This window comes from Terrimonas sp. (genome assembly GCF_003075435.1).
Lineage (GTDB): Bacteria > Bacteroidota > Bacteroidia > Chitinophagales > Chitinophagaceae > Agriterribacter.
This window is the reverse complement of the sequence record NZ_QCZJ01000002.1, coordinates 209,746-224,486: the sequence shown is the minus strand read 5'-3', so window position 1 is coordinate 224,486 and position 14,741 is coordinate 209,746. Positions and strand designations below refer to the sequence as shown.

The window sequence follows — 14,741 nt, the reverse complement described above, 5'->3', positions numbered from 1 at the left end:
AAAAAATACGAAGATGAAATCAATAAAAACAGTTGTGTGTATTGCATGTATGATTCTTGCCACTTCGATATGTATTGGGCAAACAGGTAGCAGCGATTCACTTGCTAAACGCCATAATGAAATGATGGCAATAATAATGACACAGCCAAAATATCCCATAAAAACAATTGGCATACTGGTGTACGATGGCTATAATACGTTGGATGCAGTAGGTCCGTATCAAACACTGTCGCAGATAATGGGAACCAAAGTTTTCTTTATTGCTAAACAAAAGGGGTTAGTGCGTAATCAAACCGGTTTGAAAGTCCAGGTGGATACGTCCATTGCAGATGTAAGCAAACTGGATATACTGGTTATTCCCGGTGGTGCGGCTGAAACATTTAAAATGACAAAAGATACAGCGGTGCTGAACTGGATTAAGCAAATAGATAAAACCACCACTTACACTACCAGCGTTTGCACAGGTGCATGGATATTAGGAGCTACCGGATTATTGCAAGGTAAAAATGCCACCACTAACTGGTATCGGGCAGCAGAAATGTTAGATAGTTATGGAGCAAAATTCAAAGAAGAACGCTGGGTAAAAGATGGCAAGTATTGGACAAGTGCCGGTGTTACTGCCGGTTTAGATATGTCCTTGGCTATTATAAACGACCTGATGGGAGAAAAATATACAAAAGGGGTTATGCTTGATTTGGAGTATGACCCACAGCCTCCTTTTAATGCAGGCTCTGTAAGGAAAACAGACCCTATAGTAGCAGACATGATGAAAGAAATGTATGATATGGGAATGCTTCCGTTGATTCAAAAACAAATAAAAAAATGAGTATGAAAAAAATAATTATAGCCGTATCAGCCATATTGCTGATAGCAGCCTGCAAAAACAAAAATCAGGAAGCAGCAAAGCCACACATTGAATCAATGGCTGAAATATTTCCCAAGCCCAAAGTAGAAATTAAAACGGTTGGTATTTATTTATATGATGGCTACTCGGCTTTGGATGCATTGGGTCCATATTCAGTATTTACCCGATTGATGGGAAGCCACGTATTCTTTATTGCGAAACACAAAGGCATTGTTGAAGATGGGGCTGGTTTAAAAGTACAGGTAGATACTACTATTGATGAAGTAAAACATCTTGACATATTATTAATACCTGGAGGTTTAGCACAAACTTACCAGGAAACAAAAGACGAAGCACTTTTAAACTGGATACGCAGTATTGACAGCACATCTAAATACACTACCAGCGTTTGCACCGGTGCATGGATATTAGGTGCTACAGGCTTATTAAAAGATAAGGAGGCGACTACGCATTGGTACGGTAAAAAAATACTGGCAAATGATTTTGGGGCAAAAATTCAAGACAAAAGATATACGCACACCGGTAAGTATTGGACAGCAGCCGGGGTATCGGCAGGCATTGATATGAGCCTTGCACTGCTAAATGAAATTGCCGGTGAAAAATATACCAGGGCTGCCATGCTTGATTTGGAATATGACCCACAGCCGCCATTTAAAGGAGGCAATGAAAACACTGCTGATAAAAACATGGTGGAAGGTATGAGAGCTTTATATGACGGAGGGATGGAAACAGCATTGCACCCGGAAAAGGCATTCAAAGAAATGAAGTTTGACAATAAGAAGGATTTCGTTTGCGGAATGCCCATTTCAGCAGGAATTGCAGATACAGTACACTATAACGGAAAAGTGTATGGCTTTTGCTCAACAGGTTGTAAAGATGAGTTTAAGAAAAATCCATCTGCTTATGTATCAAAATAATTTTAAAAATCTATCAAGATGAAAGCATTCAAATTATTAGCTGATTACTTATACCTCAGCAAGAAACGTGAAACTGAAACTGACAACAATATGATTAAGGCAATGCACCTCATTAACCGTATTTCCTTGTTGTTATTTCTATTGTGTTTGATGATGATGCTATCTAAGCTTATAACACAGACGGTATTGAACTAATTAAATTTGCCAATATTTTAAAAAAATAAAATGAAAAGAAAAATCAAACTAACGGCGATAGCCATATTGCTAACAGCCACATCCATTTTTGCACAATCCAACAAAGCGGCATGGGCAGAAATGAAAAACTTTCATCACTTTATGTCAGGTACTTTTCATCCTTCAGAAGAAGTGAACCTTGCACCTTTAAGAGAAAAGGCAGATAGTATGTTGATTGCCGCCAAACAATGGCAGGCGTCAGCAATACCATCCAATTATAAAACGGATGATACAAAAAAGGCATTAAAAAAGCTGGTACAACAATGTGTATTAATCAAAAAATCGGTAGCAAAAAAAGCTACTGATGATGTCTTAAAAAAACAAATTTCTGATGCTCACGATATTTTTCATGTAATCGTTAAAGAATGCAGAAAGGAAGATGAAGAAAAACATTAAACTTTAAAATAACTTTTATGAAACAATTACTCAGCCTGCTTCTATTCACTATAATTTTTCAAACAGTAAATGCTCAAAGCAAGCAGCCAGACATTTCAAAACCCGACCCCAACAAAAAAATACAAACAGTGGAGTTGTCTTGCGGCGAGTGCAAATTTCACTTAAAAGGCGAAAGCTGCGACCTGGCTGTACGCATCAATGGTAAAGCCTACTTTCTTGATGGTGTTAATATTGATTCATTTGGCGATGCACATGCCAATGATGGCTTCTGCAAAGCAATACGCAAAGCAGAAGTACAGGGAGAGGTTGTCAACAACCGTTTTAAGGCGACCTATATAAAATTACTCCCTCAGAAAAAGTAAAATAAACGATTAGTTGAATTTCAAAGTTGTATTACCGTTTTTCAAAATCAGCAGTTCCGTTTTTCAAAACACATACTATTATTTTCAAACAAGGCAGGATTGTTTTTCTAAACATCCTGCTTTGTCATTTTTATGTCATACGCCAAATGAAAATCACCTTTGCAGCCTAAACTTTTCAGGTTATGGATTTTCCCATGTTTCATTTAGACTGGCTCAATGACAGGTTCTTAATTGCACTCATTGCCATTCTTCACGTTTGTATCAATCATGGTTTGGCAGTAGGTTTCATTCCCTATATCACCAGGCTGGAGCAACAAGGCGTAATGAATAGCAGTGCAAACGAAATCACCAATAAAGAATGGGATGCAATGGTGTACAAAATGATGAAAGTAGGCTTCATCATTACTACCACTTTGGGTGCCATGACAGGCGTAGGTATCTGGCTTTCAGTATCGGTGGTAAGCCCTTCATCTATTGCAAGTTTAATAAGGGTTTTTTATTGGGCATGGTTTACAGAATGGCTGGTATTTGTAACCGAAGTAGTACTAATCCTGATTTACTTCCTCACCTGGAAAAACTCCAACAAATCACTCAAAGCAAAATTGAGGCACATAAAATTCGGGTGGTTCTTATCCATTTTTTCATGGATAACAATGGCAATAATCGTTTCTATTTTAGGCTTTATGATGGACCCAGGCAACTGGAAAACGCACCATAGTTTAATCAACGGGTTTACCAACCCTATCTACATACCGCAATTACTCTTTCGTACACCAACGGCTATGTTGGTAGGCGGCATATTCGGCTATTTGCTCACCACTATTTTTACAAAGAAAAATACCGAGCTAAGGGCAAGGGCAGTAAAGCAATCCTCTATCTGGATGCTCATTTGGGCGCCGCTTTCATTGGCAGGAGCCATCTTTTACTACCGTGCCATGCCGCAGGCAATGAAAGACAATATGAGTACAGCAGTTGGCACATTACAATTTGCCCAATACTACGATTTATTAAAATGGATTATTGTTGGTGCTATTTCTACTGTAGTAATTATAGCACTGGCAGGTTTATGGAAGCCAAAGAAAATAAGGTTTGCAATGGTTATCATTCCCTGCTTAATGGCATTTGGCTTTTTGGGCATATTTGAGCGGGTAAGAGAGTTTATCCGCAAGCCTTATGTTATTGGCGGCTATATGTACAGCAATTTGTTAAGGGAAGAAGATTATCCTTTGTACAAGCGTGACGGTGTGTTAAAATACGCCACCTATACAACAACACCAGAAGTAACGGAAACCAATAAGGTAGAAGCCGGCAGAAATGTCTTCATACTCACATGCAGCCGTTGCCATACCACACAAGGCATCAATTCTATTGTAACAGTATTTGAAAAAATGTATGGGAAAGACAAACCATTTGACGAAGGCTCTATTGCCGTTTTTACCAAAAATATGCACAATGGAAGAACATTTATGCCTGAATTTCCGGGAAATAAAAAAGAATTGGAAGCACTGGCAGCCTATATCAAACACCTTCAACAAACAGGCGATGTAATTGAAGGAGCACAAAACGAAGGCGTAACCGTCAACCCCAATCAAAGCGTAGAGGCTGTTGTGAAGTTGATTGACAAACAGGAAAAGGCAAAAACAGATTCTTTAGCAAAAGTTCAAACAGCATTAAACAAATAAAACTTCTCATTAATAGTTCAAATAATTATGTTCCAGCTATTACAAATAAATACACCTGTTCCAAGAGATATACCATTGGATTTACCATTGCCAGAGTGGTTGTTGATTACACTATTGGTGGTGTCGTTTTTAATGCACATCATTTTTGTAAACCTGATGATAGGCGGTACTGTCCTCACATTATGGTGTCAGATAAAAGGATTAAAAGACAAGGATTACCACAATCTTGCCCACGAAATTTCAAGAACGATTACAGTAAATAAAAGCCTTGCGGTAGTATTGGGCGTAGCCCCCTTGTTAAGTATTTCAACATTGTACGCTACTTATTTTTATACAGCCACATCACTTACAGGTGGTATGTGGATTGCTATTATTCCATTGGTTACAGTTGCTTTTTTGCTTACCTATTTAAATAAATATACATGGCATGTGCTGGATAAAAACAAACCCTTAAGTATTGCAATTATTGCTACTGCAACAGCATTGTTTTTATTTATTCCATTAATCTTTTTGGTAAACGTAAACTTGATGCTATTCCCTGAAAAATGGGGAACAGTAAAAGGATTTTTCAGTGCATTGCTGTTGCCCAATGTATTTCCAAGATACCTGCATTTTATTTGTGCATCTATGGCAGTAACTGGTTTATTCATCTTTTGGTACATGGGCAGAAAAAACTATCCCTTTGAACAATACTTTGAAAAACTGACAAGGTATGACGTAAAGAAAAAAGCCTATTCGCTTACGTTGGCAGCATCCGTTGCCCAATTCATTATTGGTCCATTGGTGATGCTTACACTGCCTACCAAGGGTTTTGATACAAGACTGATATTGGTAATACTTTGCGGTGCTGCCATTGCCTTACCAGCCATGTGGTGGATATGGAAAGCTATTACAGGTAAACCCGAAAATATTGACAAGCATTTTGGCAAAGTAGTTATTGCTTTGAGCATTACCGTCGTTTTTATGGGTAGCGGTAGGCATGTGTACAGGTCAAATGCCTTACGTCCTCACCAAAAGTTGGTAGCAGCCAATACAGCCGAATTTGAACGGCTAAGTAAAGAGGCAAGAGAAAATCCACCAACAGAACAAGCCGAATTACAGATTGATTCCACATTAGGAGCCGTTGCAAAAGGTGCGGCTATTTTTCAAATGAATTGCAGCAGTTGCCATAAAGAGAAAGAAAAATTAGTAGGTCCACCAATCACAGAAATGGTAAGCATTTATGCTAATGATAAAGATGGACTGAAACAATGGATAAAAGCACCGGGCAAGAAACGCCCAGACTACCCACAGATGCCCACACTATCACAACTAACCGATGATGACAGGGAAGAATTAGCCAACTATATTTTGTCAATAAAAAAGTAAAAAGATGTACACCACATATTTCGTTATCGCCATTATAGCTCTTGTATTTATTGTCGCTATTCAATTGATACGGATGAACATATTTGTTTTAAAAATTAAAAAAAACAAAGAGCTTAATCAGGTTGAGATAAAGGAAGATAAGAATTGGGAGTTTATAAAGGGATTGTATTAAGAATGTAGTTGTTTTTTGATTAAAGCCGGCTTGTGGTTTATTCAAAACGCAATCCTTACTGTAAAAAAGAACTAATTGTTACCCTATATTTCCCTTTTTGAAAAATACTACTGCAAATTTACTTAACGATTTGAACAGCCAGTTACAGTTCATTCGTTTAGAAACTGAAGATGCTATCAAAGCAGCAGAACTATCCCTAAAGGTTCTGCTTTCAGTTATTGATAAACTTAAAAGGTTTACTATAAAATATAAGTTTAAAAATGAAGCAGAAGAAATTTACTTCTTTAAGTATCAAAAACCATTGTTTATTTCAAAACTTATTTATCACAACCGTGTGCTAAACATTGAAACGAAGAAGCCATATGGCGGCGAAAAAGTAACAAGAAAATATCTTAACAATGAGTTAGATAAGCTTAAGCGTTTCTTCGATAATAACCTTGAATTTTACAAATACCATCGTACCAACAGCACTTATCTAGACCACAAATATTTTATCCGTGGCAAACACGATATAAAACTTAGCCTGGACACATTTTACTTTGAAGCAGACCATCGCTTTTGTACATCTCATGATTATAAAGTAGCCAAGATTATTGCACATGATTTAGTACAGGTATATTTAGAAGATGAAATTGCAAACCTGGATAGGAAAGAACTAAAAGCACATTCAAAAACAGAAGTCCTACCGAAGCCCACTATTTTTTGGACAGGTTCAAAAGTTGCACTCATTGAACTGATATATGCACTTCATGCCGATGGTTCATTAAATAATGGTAAGATAGAACTCAATGCAATAGCAGACTTTTTTGAAAAATCATTTGGTATAGAATTAGGGCAATTTCACCGCAGTTTTCTTGAATTAAGGGAACGGAAAACAGGAAGGACAAAATACATTGATACGCTAAAAGAAAAATTGATAAAGCGAATGGATGATGCAGATGATTTATTGTAAGTATTGATTTTGCTGCGTTTTAGATAAAATCTTTCAGAACTTCGGTTCACCTTCTGAAATTATTCCGTGCAAACGGGATTTTTTTGTGCCATACTAAATTTCACCACAACGTATGGCAGTAAATATTGTAACCAAAGAAGACCTGACTGAGTTCAGGCACCAGTTACTGGATGATTTAAAAACACTCATCCATTCAAAACCACTCAAACAAAAGCAATGGCTCAAAAGCAGTGAAGTCCGCAAGCTGCTTAAAATTTCTCCAGGCACATTACAAAATCTTCGTATCAATGGTACGCTTTCCTTTACCAAAATCGGTAGCATCATTTACTACAGTTCTGAAGATATTGAAGCATTGCTGGAAGATAATAAGAAACAAGCAATAGTGGAGAACACCCTTTTTGGAAAACTAAAGAAAGGAGGTAACCCATGAACTATATCCGTCACCTTGCAGGTTTCTTTGACCGGGTATCTGCCGATGAACGGCTGAACCCTACACACATCAGTATGTATGTTTCACTGTTCCAGTTTTGGAATGCCAGCCGCTTTAAAAATCCAATCAGCATTTCACGGGGAGAATTAATGAGAGTAAGTAAAATCAGTGCCAAAGCTACTTATCATAAGTGCATGAGAGAACTGAATGATTTTGGTTACCTCAAATACAAACCTTCTTACAATCCATTTAAAGGCAGCCTTGTTTACTTGTTCAATTTTCAAACTGGCATGATAGCAGAAAGCGAACCGCCAAACTTGTTCAATACTGGAACTGGTAATGAACAAGCATTAGTAATACACCGTACTAAAATTGAAACAGGTGCTGAACAAGCACAAGAGCCTTATATAAACATATCTAAACATAATAAACAAAACATAGTAAACGAGGATAAGCAAGCACAAAAAAAAGAAGTTCAAAAAGTGAACGGGTCAGGAAAGAAAGAAAAAAGTTCCGCCAAAAAAGAAAGAAATGTTTTTGTTACTCCGCAACTTGCCCAAGTACAACAATATTTTGCTTCGCAAAAATTCCCTACAGTTGAAGCATCCAAATTTTACAACTATTTCCAAAGCAATGGCTGGCTGGTTGGCGGCAGAACAAAAATGAAAGACTGGCAAGCGGCAGCCCGTAACTGGATACTGAATGCAAAGAAGTTAGCCGGTGGCAAACCGGTAAAACCCAAAGCGAAACATCTTCATGCAACAACCAATAAAAACTATTCAGAGCCGCTATAACTACAACGATGTTTGGCAATGGCTACAACAAAAAGGCAAAGAAGTATATGGAAAAAAATTTCAACTGCATGAAGAAGATAAGCAAACCATTTACCTGCTGCTCTGCTGGTTTCTGCAAGATGACATTGCAGCGCCGCAGTTGGAGCTTGATTTGGAGAAAGGAATTTTATTAAGCGGTCCCGTTGGGTGTGGTAAAACAACGCTAATGAGTTTGATGCGGTATGTAACGACAGAGAAATACAAGTTCATAATGAAATCATGCAGGGATGCAAGCTTTGAATTTATAGAAGATGGGTTTTCAGTAATTCACAAGTATAGCAGAGGGGCAAAGTATTTAACCAACTTCAAAAAGATAATGCGGATTTGCCTGGGCAATGGCTGGATTGATAAAGACCCGTTCATCAATTATCGTTTCCGTTTGAATGAAGTTGAAAGAGAAATATTGCATGAGCATGAAATACAAATCATCGCTGATAAAGAGTTTGCCACTTCACGTTTGGAACAGGTAAGGGATGTATTTCTTTTCTGTTGCTTTACCGGCCTTGCTTACAGTGATGTTAAGAAGTTAACAAAGGAACATCTTATCATTGACTTTGCAAAATGATGTTCCTATTGAAAGTGTTTCAAAAATGCTCGGCCATAAATCAATAAAAACTACACAGCATTATGCAAAAGTGTTGGATAAGAAAGTAAGTAGTGATATGCAGTTGTTGAAAGAAAGATTAAGCATTTCAAAAGGGAGTGCAAAAGTAAAGACTGCTTAAATAACTAAAATATTTAGTTATTCACAAACGCCTCTGAAATCAATGATTTTTGTTCACTTCTTGTGAATAAAAAACAGCAAAATTGCTCAAATTATTAGTTTAAATTTGTATCATATAATTCATTAAAATTCAAAAGGCAGGAATATGGAAATAGAGTTAATTACAAAGGCTGATTTTCACTCCTTAAAAAGTGAAATAGTTGATGAAATTAAAAGATTGTTTCAATCTCCGGTTGAACAGAAAGAATGGTTAAAAAGTTCCGATGTAATGAAAATGCTGGATTGTTCTCCAGGCACATTACAAAACCTCAGAGTGAATGGCACACTACCCTTCACAAAAATGGGCGGCACTATCTACTATTCAAGTAAAGATGTGATGAAGGTTTTAAATGATAACAAGCAAAACGCTGCTTAATTATTCTGTTTGAAAAACTTTCTCCTATTTATTATTTCCGACATCCATTCTGTTAAACTCACCACGATTGCCCTGTTATGATGAATGAACAAATTTTGCTTTCAACAAAGCAACGGACTGAGTTATGTTTGAACCTAAAAACAATAAAATATTATTACCTGTTCAGCAGGCTGAATATGCCTATTACCACGGCCTTGTTAAAGGGCTTGCCATCTATCTCTATCTGAAATTCTATACAGATGGTAAAATAAAAAGCGATTCCCCCATTCTTTCACAACTTCGCCACGACCTCCGGTTAAAAGATTCCCGGACTTTCAAAACACATATTACTGCACTGATTGAACATAACTGGATTGGATACGACCCATTTTCTGGCATGTATTTCATCCGCAATACAAAATTCATCAGAACGCTGCATGAGTTTCGCCACCGGCAGGCTACAGTTGTACTTCCGCAGGATTTAAAACAATTTCAAATTTATTTGGCAGCGGTACTTATATGCAAAGAAGTTACCGACCAGGAATTTTATTGGGATGTAGTGAAAAAGAGGAGGCTCAGGAAAGCAACTGCTAAGTGGGCGGTTGCAAAGCATTCAGGGGCTTCCTCTCACTCATCCAATGAAAGGCCAAAGTATTTTGGGCTATGCAATAAATCCATTGCGGCAATATTGCATTGTAAGCAAACAAGGGCATGTGTAATTAAAACCAAAGCTGCCGACTTGGGCTATTTACAAGTAAAGCACAAATACAAGGATGTGCTTGAATTTGCCAAACCGGATTTTAATATTCGTTCATACCTGCATGAGCAGTATCCAAATACCGCAGGCCGCATCCGTTGCTGGGTAAAATGGAAAAACAATCAGAAGTATTACAAACTGTTACTGCAACTCCACGATGAAATCATTTCGCAAATCAAATTCAAAAGGATAGAAAAACTCTCCGCTATCCATTTGCCAATCGAAGTTATCAGAGGCATTAATAAAGCAGCATTGAAAGCTGCCTGATACCATCAATCGCAGGCGACCAAATTTGTATTTTGCTTGTGCATTTTTCGCACAAATTTTATTTATTAGTAAAAATCATTATTTGTCGGCTCGAAAAAACCGGCTTTTCTCTATTTTTCTTTGTTTTGGTTGATTTTTTGACGACCACCCAACCAATTCTATTGGTTTATTCATAGTTCTATGCAGTTGATTGCAGCAGTAGCGTTCAATAATGGGTTTATCCCACTTATTATGTTTCACTTTTTTGCAAGGATGCTTACTGTCCTGCCAAAAGCAGGTCGGTGGAAAAGTAGCCGCTGTCTATAAAATATAGTTCAATATATTGCAACATAATAATGCTAAATCTGTTAGCTTTATAATCTCAAAGCGGGGGCAACGCTATACAAACTGCATATCAAAAATGAACGCAACAAACACAAGCCAGACAATTAAGGTCGGCGACAAAGTAACCTTCGACAACGACAAGATTGAAATTTTCAAAGCGGAAACAAGCAGCCCTGAAAAAGCGGTCAGGCAGTATCAGCAATTGATTTTAGGTGGAATTGACCAAGTGGGTACAGTGAAAGAGTTTAACGGTAACCTCACCATTGTTTCCTACCCCGATGGATGGGAACTGCCCGTTCCAACAAAATATCTCATTGTCTTGCCGTGATGGTAAGCCATGATAAAAGAACAGCGTATATGATTAAAAAATCCAGGCCAACCGAAGAATATATCCAGGAGCATAGGGAAGCGATAGGAAAACAAATCAGAGGGTTTCGGGAGAAAAAGGGTTACAGTCAGGATGAGTTGGCAGAAATAATGGAAGTGCATCGCTCCACTATTTCAAAAGTGGAAACCGGCAGGTTTGCAATCACCATTGACTACCTCGTAAGGTTTGCCTGGTATTTGGATTTTGATATTTCGATTCTGGAAAAAACAAACAGGTAGCATGGCAGATGTGCATAGCAAAGCAGTAAGAAGCTACAACATGAGCAAAATCCGGTCAAAGAATACCAGGCCGGAATTGGTAGTGCGTAAATACCTGTTTGCACAAGGATTCAGGTACAGGCTGCATTCAAAGACCTTGCCCGGCAAACCGGATATAGTATTGCCAAAATACAGAACCGCAATATTTGTGCATGGCTGTTTCTGGCATGGCCATGAGGGATGCAAATATTATGTGGTTCCGAAAACAAGAACGGAATGGTGGCTAAACAAGATTGGACGAAACAAACAATTGGATGCTGAGAATGAAAATAAATTGAGAAAAAGTAAGTGGAAAGTAATTACGATATATGAATGTGAATTAAACAAGGACAGAACTGATTCCACATTGAAAGCAATTATCAAACAACTTAAAACCAAACAAAATGATTAACGATATTAAAACTGTAGAGGACGTTAAACTCTTTGCAAAGCAAATAATTGGCGAAGGTGTCAGCTTTCATCCTGATGATGATTTTAACGACTATATGAATTTTAAAACAAATGAGCCGTGTTATACAAAGGAAGAAGCTGAAGTAAGAAATGACTTAATGAATAAATGTTTTGAGATTTGTGAAAAAGAAGGAGCAGACATTTATGCAGTAATGCTTGAGGTTTCTCTTGTTGAAACAGGAATGGATAAATTTATTCCCCTACCATCACAACCATACCCAGAGAATAACTAAGATGAATTATATAGACCTTTTTGCTGGTGCTGGCGGCCTTTCCGAAGGATTTATCCGGGAAGGTTTTAGTCCTATTGCTCATGTTGAAATGGACGAAGCGGCATGTTATACATTAAAAACAAGAGCCGCTTATCATTTTCTGAAATCAGAAAAGAAGTTTGACATATATAAGAAGTATCTGAAAAATGAAATAACCAGAGACGAACTATACAAGAAAATTCCAACTGAAATCCTCAATAGTGTAATCAACCTGCCTATTGGAGGTGAAAACAATCCTAAGATTCATAAAGAAATCGAAAAACAACTAAATAACAGGGAGGTTGATTTAATTATTGGTGGCCCACCATGTCAGGCTTATTCTTTGGTGGGCAGGGCAAGACGCAAAGATGGAATGAAAGGAGACCCCCGCAACTATCTCTATGTGCAGTATGCAAAATATCTGGAGAAGTATCAGCCCAAAATGTTTGTATTTGAAAATGTATTAGGATTAAAATCTGCCGGTTCCGGAATTTATCTGTACAACATGGAAAAGCTGTTCGATAAGAAGGGATATAACATGAAGTTGTTTACAGTTGAGGCAAACAATTTTGGAGTTTTACAAAACAGAAGAAGAGTAATTATTCTCGGTTGGCAGAAAGAAATAAATATTGATCTGCCAGACCTGGAAGCTATTCGCTGCAATACAAAACATACCGTAAGTGAATTATTGAATGACCTTCCTTCTATTCAGGCTGGCGAAGGAGTTGACAAATTCGTTTCATATGGCAAACCGTCAATAGCATATCTGAACAATGCTGGAATCCGGAATGGTATTGATATTCTCACACAGCATGTTGCCCGTCCGCATACGGTACAGGACAAAGAGATTTATCGAATTGCAGTTGAGCAACTGCACCGGGGAGAACGGCTCAACTATCCTTCATTACCCAAACGGCTTAAAACGCATAATAATCAGCATTCCTTTTTTGACCGCTTTAAAGTGGTGGATGCAAATGCAGAATATTCCCAAACCATAGTAGCACATATTGCAAAGGATGGACATTACTATATCCATCCTGATATAAAACAAAACCGCTCACTAACAGTAAGAGAAGCTGCCCGGTTGCAATCTTTTCCAGATGATTTTTATTTTGAAGGAGTAAAAGAAGGGAAAAACAGAACCGCCGCTTTTAAACAAATAGGAAACGCTGTACCGCCATTGATGGCCCAATCAATCGCTGCAACTATTATAGAACTTATCTAAACTATGCCACCACCTATAGATTATTCAAAATACCAAACTGCAGCAGCCATCCCCGAAGCCTCTTCAATGATTGAAACATTCAGGGCTATTGGCTATAATATTGAAACTGCTATTGCGGATATTATTGATAATTCAATTTCTGCAAATGCAAAAAATATATGGGTAAATTTTGAATGGAACGGAGAAGACACTTGGCTATCGGTAAAAGATGATGGTAGCGGAATGAATAATGATGAACTTATTCAGGCCATGCGTCCCGGCAGCAAAAATCCATTAGACGATAGAAATTCAAAAGATTTAGGCAGGTTTGGCTTAGGACTTAAAACCGCTTCTTTTTCGCAAGCTCGCCGGTTAACTGTTTTATCAAAAAAACCGGATTATGCAAGTGTGTACTGGACATGGGATTTGGATTATGTCAATCAAACAGGCAACTGGGATTTAATTAAATATCTGCCGGAGAACTTCAATGAAAATTCATTATCAAATCTTCCGTCAGGCACTCTTGTTATCTGGAATGATATTGACAGAGTTGTAAAACATTTCAGGCAGACCGATAACGCAGCACTTGATAAATTTTTATTTATCATGGAACTGGTGAAAAAACATCTGGCGATGGTCTTTCACAGGTTTATTGAAAGTAAAAGAATTAAAATCTTCTTTCAGGATAATGAAATCAAACCCTGGAATCCTTTTTTGCCAGCGGAATCGGCTACTCAATCATTTGGAGAGGAGCAGTTGCACAATGGCAAAGTGATTATAAAAGGGTATGTATTGCCACACAAATCCAAGATTGATGAAGAAACATATAAATATGCCGAAGGAACAAAAGGCTGGAATGAACATCAGGGCTTTTATATCTACAGAAATGAAAGGTTGTTGCTGGCTGGTGATTGGTTAGGATTATTCAGAAAAGAAGAACACTACAAGTTAATCAGGATTCAGATTGATTTGCCAAATTCTCTGGATGCTGACTGGCAGATTGATATAAAAAAATCAGTTGCCCGTCCGCCACTTATTTACAGAGACCAGATAAAAAATTATGCAGCTAAGGTCAGGTCGCAGGGTGTTGAAGTATATCGGCACAGAGGAAAGACGGTAACGCATTCCAATGGCCAAAAGTTTATCCCTTTATGGATTGACCACAAAAGAGGAGACAAATGGTTTTACAAGATAAACAGAGACCATCCATTGCTTGATATTATTAAAAACCAGGCAAAGGCAGACCCTGATAAATCAATTGAAACTTTAATCAGATTTATAGAAGAGAATATTCCATCCAAATCAATTTATATTAAAGAAGCGGAAGAACCAGAAGCACAGGGAAAACCTTTTGAAGGAATAGACCAGGAACCAATCAGAAAGACAATGCAAACAATGTTTGAATCACTGATAAAGAAAGGGAAGTCTCAACAGGAAGCAAAAGCAATAATTGCAAACATTGACCCATTCAATCAGTTTACTCATTTTCTTGAATTTTTATAAACGATTTATAT

Annotated in this window: 20 protein-coding genes; all 20 read left to right on the top strand. The window is 37.6% G+C overall.

The window, feature by feature from the left end:
- Positions 1-13 precede the first annotated feature (13 nt).
- The 20 genes from DC498_RS03590 (at position 14) to DC498_RS03505 (ending at position 14,730) form a co-directional block, all read left to right on the top strand.
- Positions 14-826, top strand: coding sequence for a DJ-1/PfpI family protein (locus DC498_RS03590; protein ID WP_116872762.1), 813 nt, complete (start codon positions 14-16; stop codon positions 824-826).
- 2 nt (positions 827-828) lie between these two features.
- Positions 829-1,782, top strand: coding sequence for a DJ-1/PfpI family protein (locus DC498_RS03585; RefSeq protein WP_116872761.1), 954 nt, complete (start codon positions 829-831; stop codon positions 1,780-1,782).
- 18 nt (positions 1,783-1,800) lie between these two features.
- Positions 1,801-1,977 (top strand): DUF6728 family protein, encoded by a 177-nt coding sequence (locus DC498_RS26735; RefSeq protein WP_370443893.1) that lies wholly within the window; start codon positions 1,801-1,803, stop codon positions 1,975-1,977.
- Positions 1,978-2,007: 30 nt separating this feature from the next.
- On the top strand, positions 2,008-2,412 hold the full coding sequence (locus tag DC498_RS03580; protein WP_116872760.1) for a hypothetical protein: 405 nt from the start codon (positions 2,008-2,010) through the stop codon (positions 2,410-2,412).
- Positions 2,413-2,429: 17 nt separating this feature from the next.
- The gene (locus tag DC498_RS03575) at positions 2,430-2,774 is read left to right on the top strand and encodes a DUF6370 family protein (RefSeq protein WP_116872759.1); all 345 of its coding nucleotides are present in this window, start codon (positions 2,430-2,432) and stop codon (positions 2,772-2,774) included.
- 182 nt (positions 2,775-2,956) lie between these two features.
- Positions 2,957-4,456, top strand: a complete 1,500-nt coding sequence (locus DC498_RS03570) for a c-type cytochrome (protein WP_116872758.1) — start codon at positions 2,957-2,959, stop codon at positions 4,454-4,456.
- A 27-nt stretch (positions 4,457-4,483) separates the two neighbouring features.
- A complete protein-coding gene (locus DC498_RS03565) occupies positions 4,484-5,824 on the top strand; it encodes a c-type cytochrome (RefSeq protein WP_116872757.1) in 1,341 nt (446 codons plus the stop codon).
- Between the two features lie 269 nt (positions 5,825-6,093).
- Entirely contained in the window at positions 6,094-6,948 is an 855-nt protein-coding gene (locus DC498_RS03560) for an RteC domain-containing protein (RefSeq protein WP_116872756.1), read from the top strand.
- Between the two features lie 112 nt (positions 6,949-7,060).
- A complete protein-coding gene (locus DC498_RS03555) occupies positions 7,061-7,378 on the top strand; it encodes a helix-turn-helix domain-containing protein (RefSeq protein WP_116872755.1) in 318 nt (105 codons plus the stop codon).
- 290 nt (positions 7,379-7,668) lie between these two features.
- Complete coding sequence (locus DC498_RS26360; RefSeq protein ID WP_206197518.1) at positions 7,669-8,172, top strand: hypothetical protein; 504 nt, start codon at positions 7,669-7,671, stop codon at positions 8,170-8,172.
- The gene (locus DC498_RS03545; RefSeq protein ID WP_165813739.1) at positions 8,135-8,776 is read left to right on the top strand and encodes a hypothetical protein; all 642 of its coding nucleotides are present in this window, start codon (positions 8,135-8,137) and stop codon (positions 8,774-8,776) included. The genes DC498_RS26360 and DC498_RS03545 overlap by 38 nt, the downstream gene beginning before the upstream one ends.
- Positions 8,760-8,936 (top strand): hypothetical protein, encoded by a 177-nt coding sequence (locus tag DC498_RS26080; protein WP_206197517.1) that lies wholly within the window; start codon positions 8,760-8,762, stop codon positions 8,934-8,936. Before DC498_RS03545 ends, DC498_RS26080 begins: the two co-directional genes overlap by 17 nt.
- A gap of 144 nt (positions 8,937-9,080) precedes the next feature.
- Positions 9,081-9,350 (top strand): helix-turn-helix domain-containing protein, encoded by a 270-nt coding sequence (locus DC498_RS03540; RefSeq protein WP_116872753.1) that lies wholly within the window; start codon positions 9,081-9,083, stop codon positions 9,348-9,350.
- 124 nt (positions 9,351-9,474) lie between these two features.
- Positions 9,475-10,353, top strand: a complete 879-nt coding sequence (locus DC498_RS03535; RefSeq protein WP_116872752.1) for a hypothetical protein — start codon at positions 9,475-9,477, stop codon at positions 10,351-10,353.
- A gap of 400 nt (positions 10,354-10,753) precedes the next feature.
- On the top strand, positions 10,754-11,005 hold the full coding sequence (locus DC498_RS03530; protein ID WP_165813738.1) for a hypothetical protein: 252 nt from the start codon (positions 10,754-10,756) through the stop codon (positions 11,003-11,005).
- A gap of 29 nt (positions 11,006-11,034) precedes the next feature.
- Complete coding sequence (locus DC498_RS03525) at positions 11,035-11,283, top strand: helix-turn-helix domain-containing protein (protein ID WP_165813737.1); 249 nt, start codon at positions 11,035-11,037, stop codon at positions 11,281-11,283.
- Between the two features lies 1 nt (position 11,284).
- Complete coding sequence (locus DC498_RS03520; protein WP_116872749.1) at positions 11,285-11,713, top strand: very short patch repair endonuclease; 429 nt, start codon at positions 11,285-11,287, stop codon at positions 11,711-11,713.
- Positions 11,706-12,005, top strand: a complete 300-nt coding sequence (locus DC498_RS03515) for a hypothetical protein (protein WP_116872748.1) — start codon at positions 11,706-11,708, stop codon at positions 12,003-12,005. Before DC498_RS03520 ends, DC498_RS03515 begins: the two co-directional genes overlap by 8 nt.
- Before the next feature lies 1 nt (position 12,006).
- Positions 12,007-13,248 (top strand): DNA cytosine methyltransferase, encoded by a 1,242-nt coding sequence (locus tag DC498_RS03510; protein WP_116872747.1) that lies wholly within the window; start codon positions 12,007-12,009, stop codon positions 13,246-13,248.
- A gap of 3 nt (positions 13,249-13,251) precedes the next feature.
- Entirely contained in the window at positions 13,252-14,730 is a 1,479-nt protein-coding gene (locus tag DC498_RS03505; RefSeq protein ID WP_116872746.1) for an ATP-binding protein, read from the top strand.
- Positions 14,731-14,741 lie beyond the last annotated feature (11 nt).

Excerpts from the sequence above, each read along its gene's own strand:
- DC498_RS03590 (WP_116872762.1), top strand. The coding sequence starts at position 14 with ATGAAATCAATAAAAACAGTTGTGTGTATTGCATGTATGATTCTTGCC.
- DC498_RS03585 (WP_116872761.1), top strand. The coding sequence starts at position 829 with ATGAAAAAAATAATTATAGCCGTATCAGCCATATTGCTGATAGCAGCC.
- DC498_RS26735 (WP_370443893.1), top strand. The coding sequence starts at position 1,801 with ATGAAAGCATTCAAATTATTAGCTGATTACTTATACCTCAGCAAGAAA.
- DC498_RS03580 (WP_116872760.1), top strand. The coding sequence starts at position 2,008 with ATGAAAAGAAAAATCAAACTAACGGCGATAGCCATATTGCTAACAGCC.
- DC498_RS03575 (WP_116872759.1), top strand. The coding sequence starts at position 2,430 with ATGAAACAATTACTCAGCCTGCTTCTATTCACTATAATTTTTCAAACA.
- DC498_RS03570 (WP_116872758.1), top strand. The coding sequence starts at position 2,957 with ATGGATTTTCCCATGTTTCATTTAGACTGGCTCAATGACAGGTTCTTA.
- DC498_RS03565 (WP_116872757.1), top strand. The coding sequence starts at position 4,484 with ATGTTCCAGCTATTACAAATAAATACACCTGTTCCAAGAGATATACCA.
- DC498_RS03555 (WP_116872755.1), top strand. The coding sequence starts at position 7,061 with ATGGCAGTAAATATTGTAACCAAAGAAGACCTGACTGAGTTCAGGCAC.
- DC498_RS26360 (WP_206197518.1), top strand. The coding sequence starts at position 7,669 with ATGATAGCAGAAAGCGAACCGCCAAACTTGTTCAATACTGGAACTGGT.
- DC498_RS03545 (WP_165813739.1), top strand. The coding sequence starts at position 8,135 with ATGCAACAACCAATAAAAACTATTCAGAGCCGCTATAACTACAACGAT.
- DC498_RS03540 (WP_116872753.1), top strand. The coding sequence starts at position 9,081 with ATGGAAATAGAGTTAATTACAAAGGCTGATTTTCACTCCTTAAAAAGT.
- DC498_RS03535 (WP_116872752.1), top strand. The coding sequence starts at position 9,475 with ATGTTTGAACCTAAAAACAATAAAATATTATTACCTGTTCAGCAGGCT.
- DC498_RS03530 (WP_165813738.1), top strand. The coding sequence starts at position 10,754 with ATGAACGCAACAAACACAAGCCAGACAATTAAGGTCGGCGACAAAGTA.
- DC498_RS03525 (WP_165813737.1), top strand. The coding sequence starts at position 11,035 with ATGATTAAAAAATCCAGGCCAACCGAAGAATATATCCAGGAGCATAGG.
- DC498_RS03520 (WP_116872749.1), top strand. The coding sequence starts at position 11,285 with ATGGCAGATGTGCATAGCAAAGCAGTAAGAAGCTACAACATGAGCAAA.
- DC498_RS03515 (WP_116872748.1), top strand. The coding sequence starts at position 11,706 with ATGATTAACGATATTAAAACTGTAGAGGACGTTAAACTCTTTGCAAAG.
- DC498_RS03510 (WP_116872747.1), top strand. The coding sequence starts at position 12,007 with ATGAATTATATAGACCTTTTTGCTGGTGCTGGCGGCCTTTCCGAAGGA.
- DC498_RS03505 (WP_116872746.1), top strand. The coding sequence starts at position 13,252 with ATGCCACCACCTATAGATTATTCAAAATACCAAACTGCAGCAGCCATC.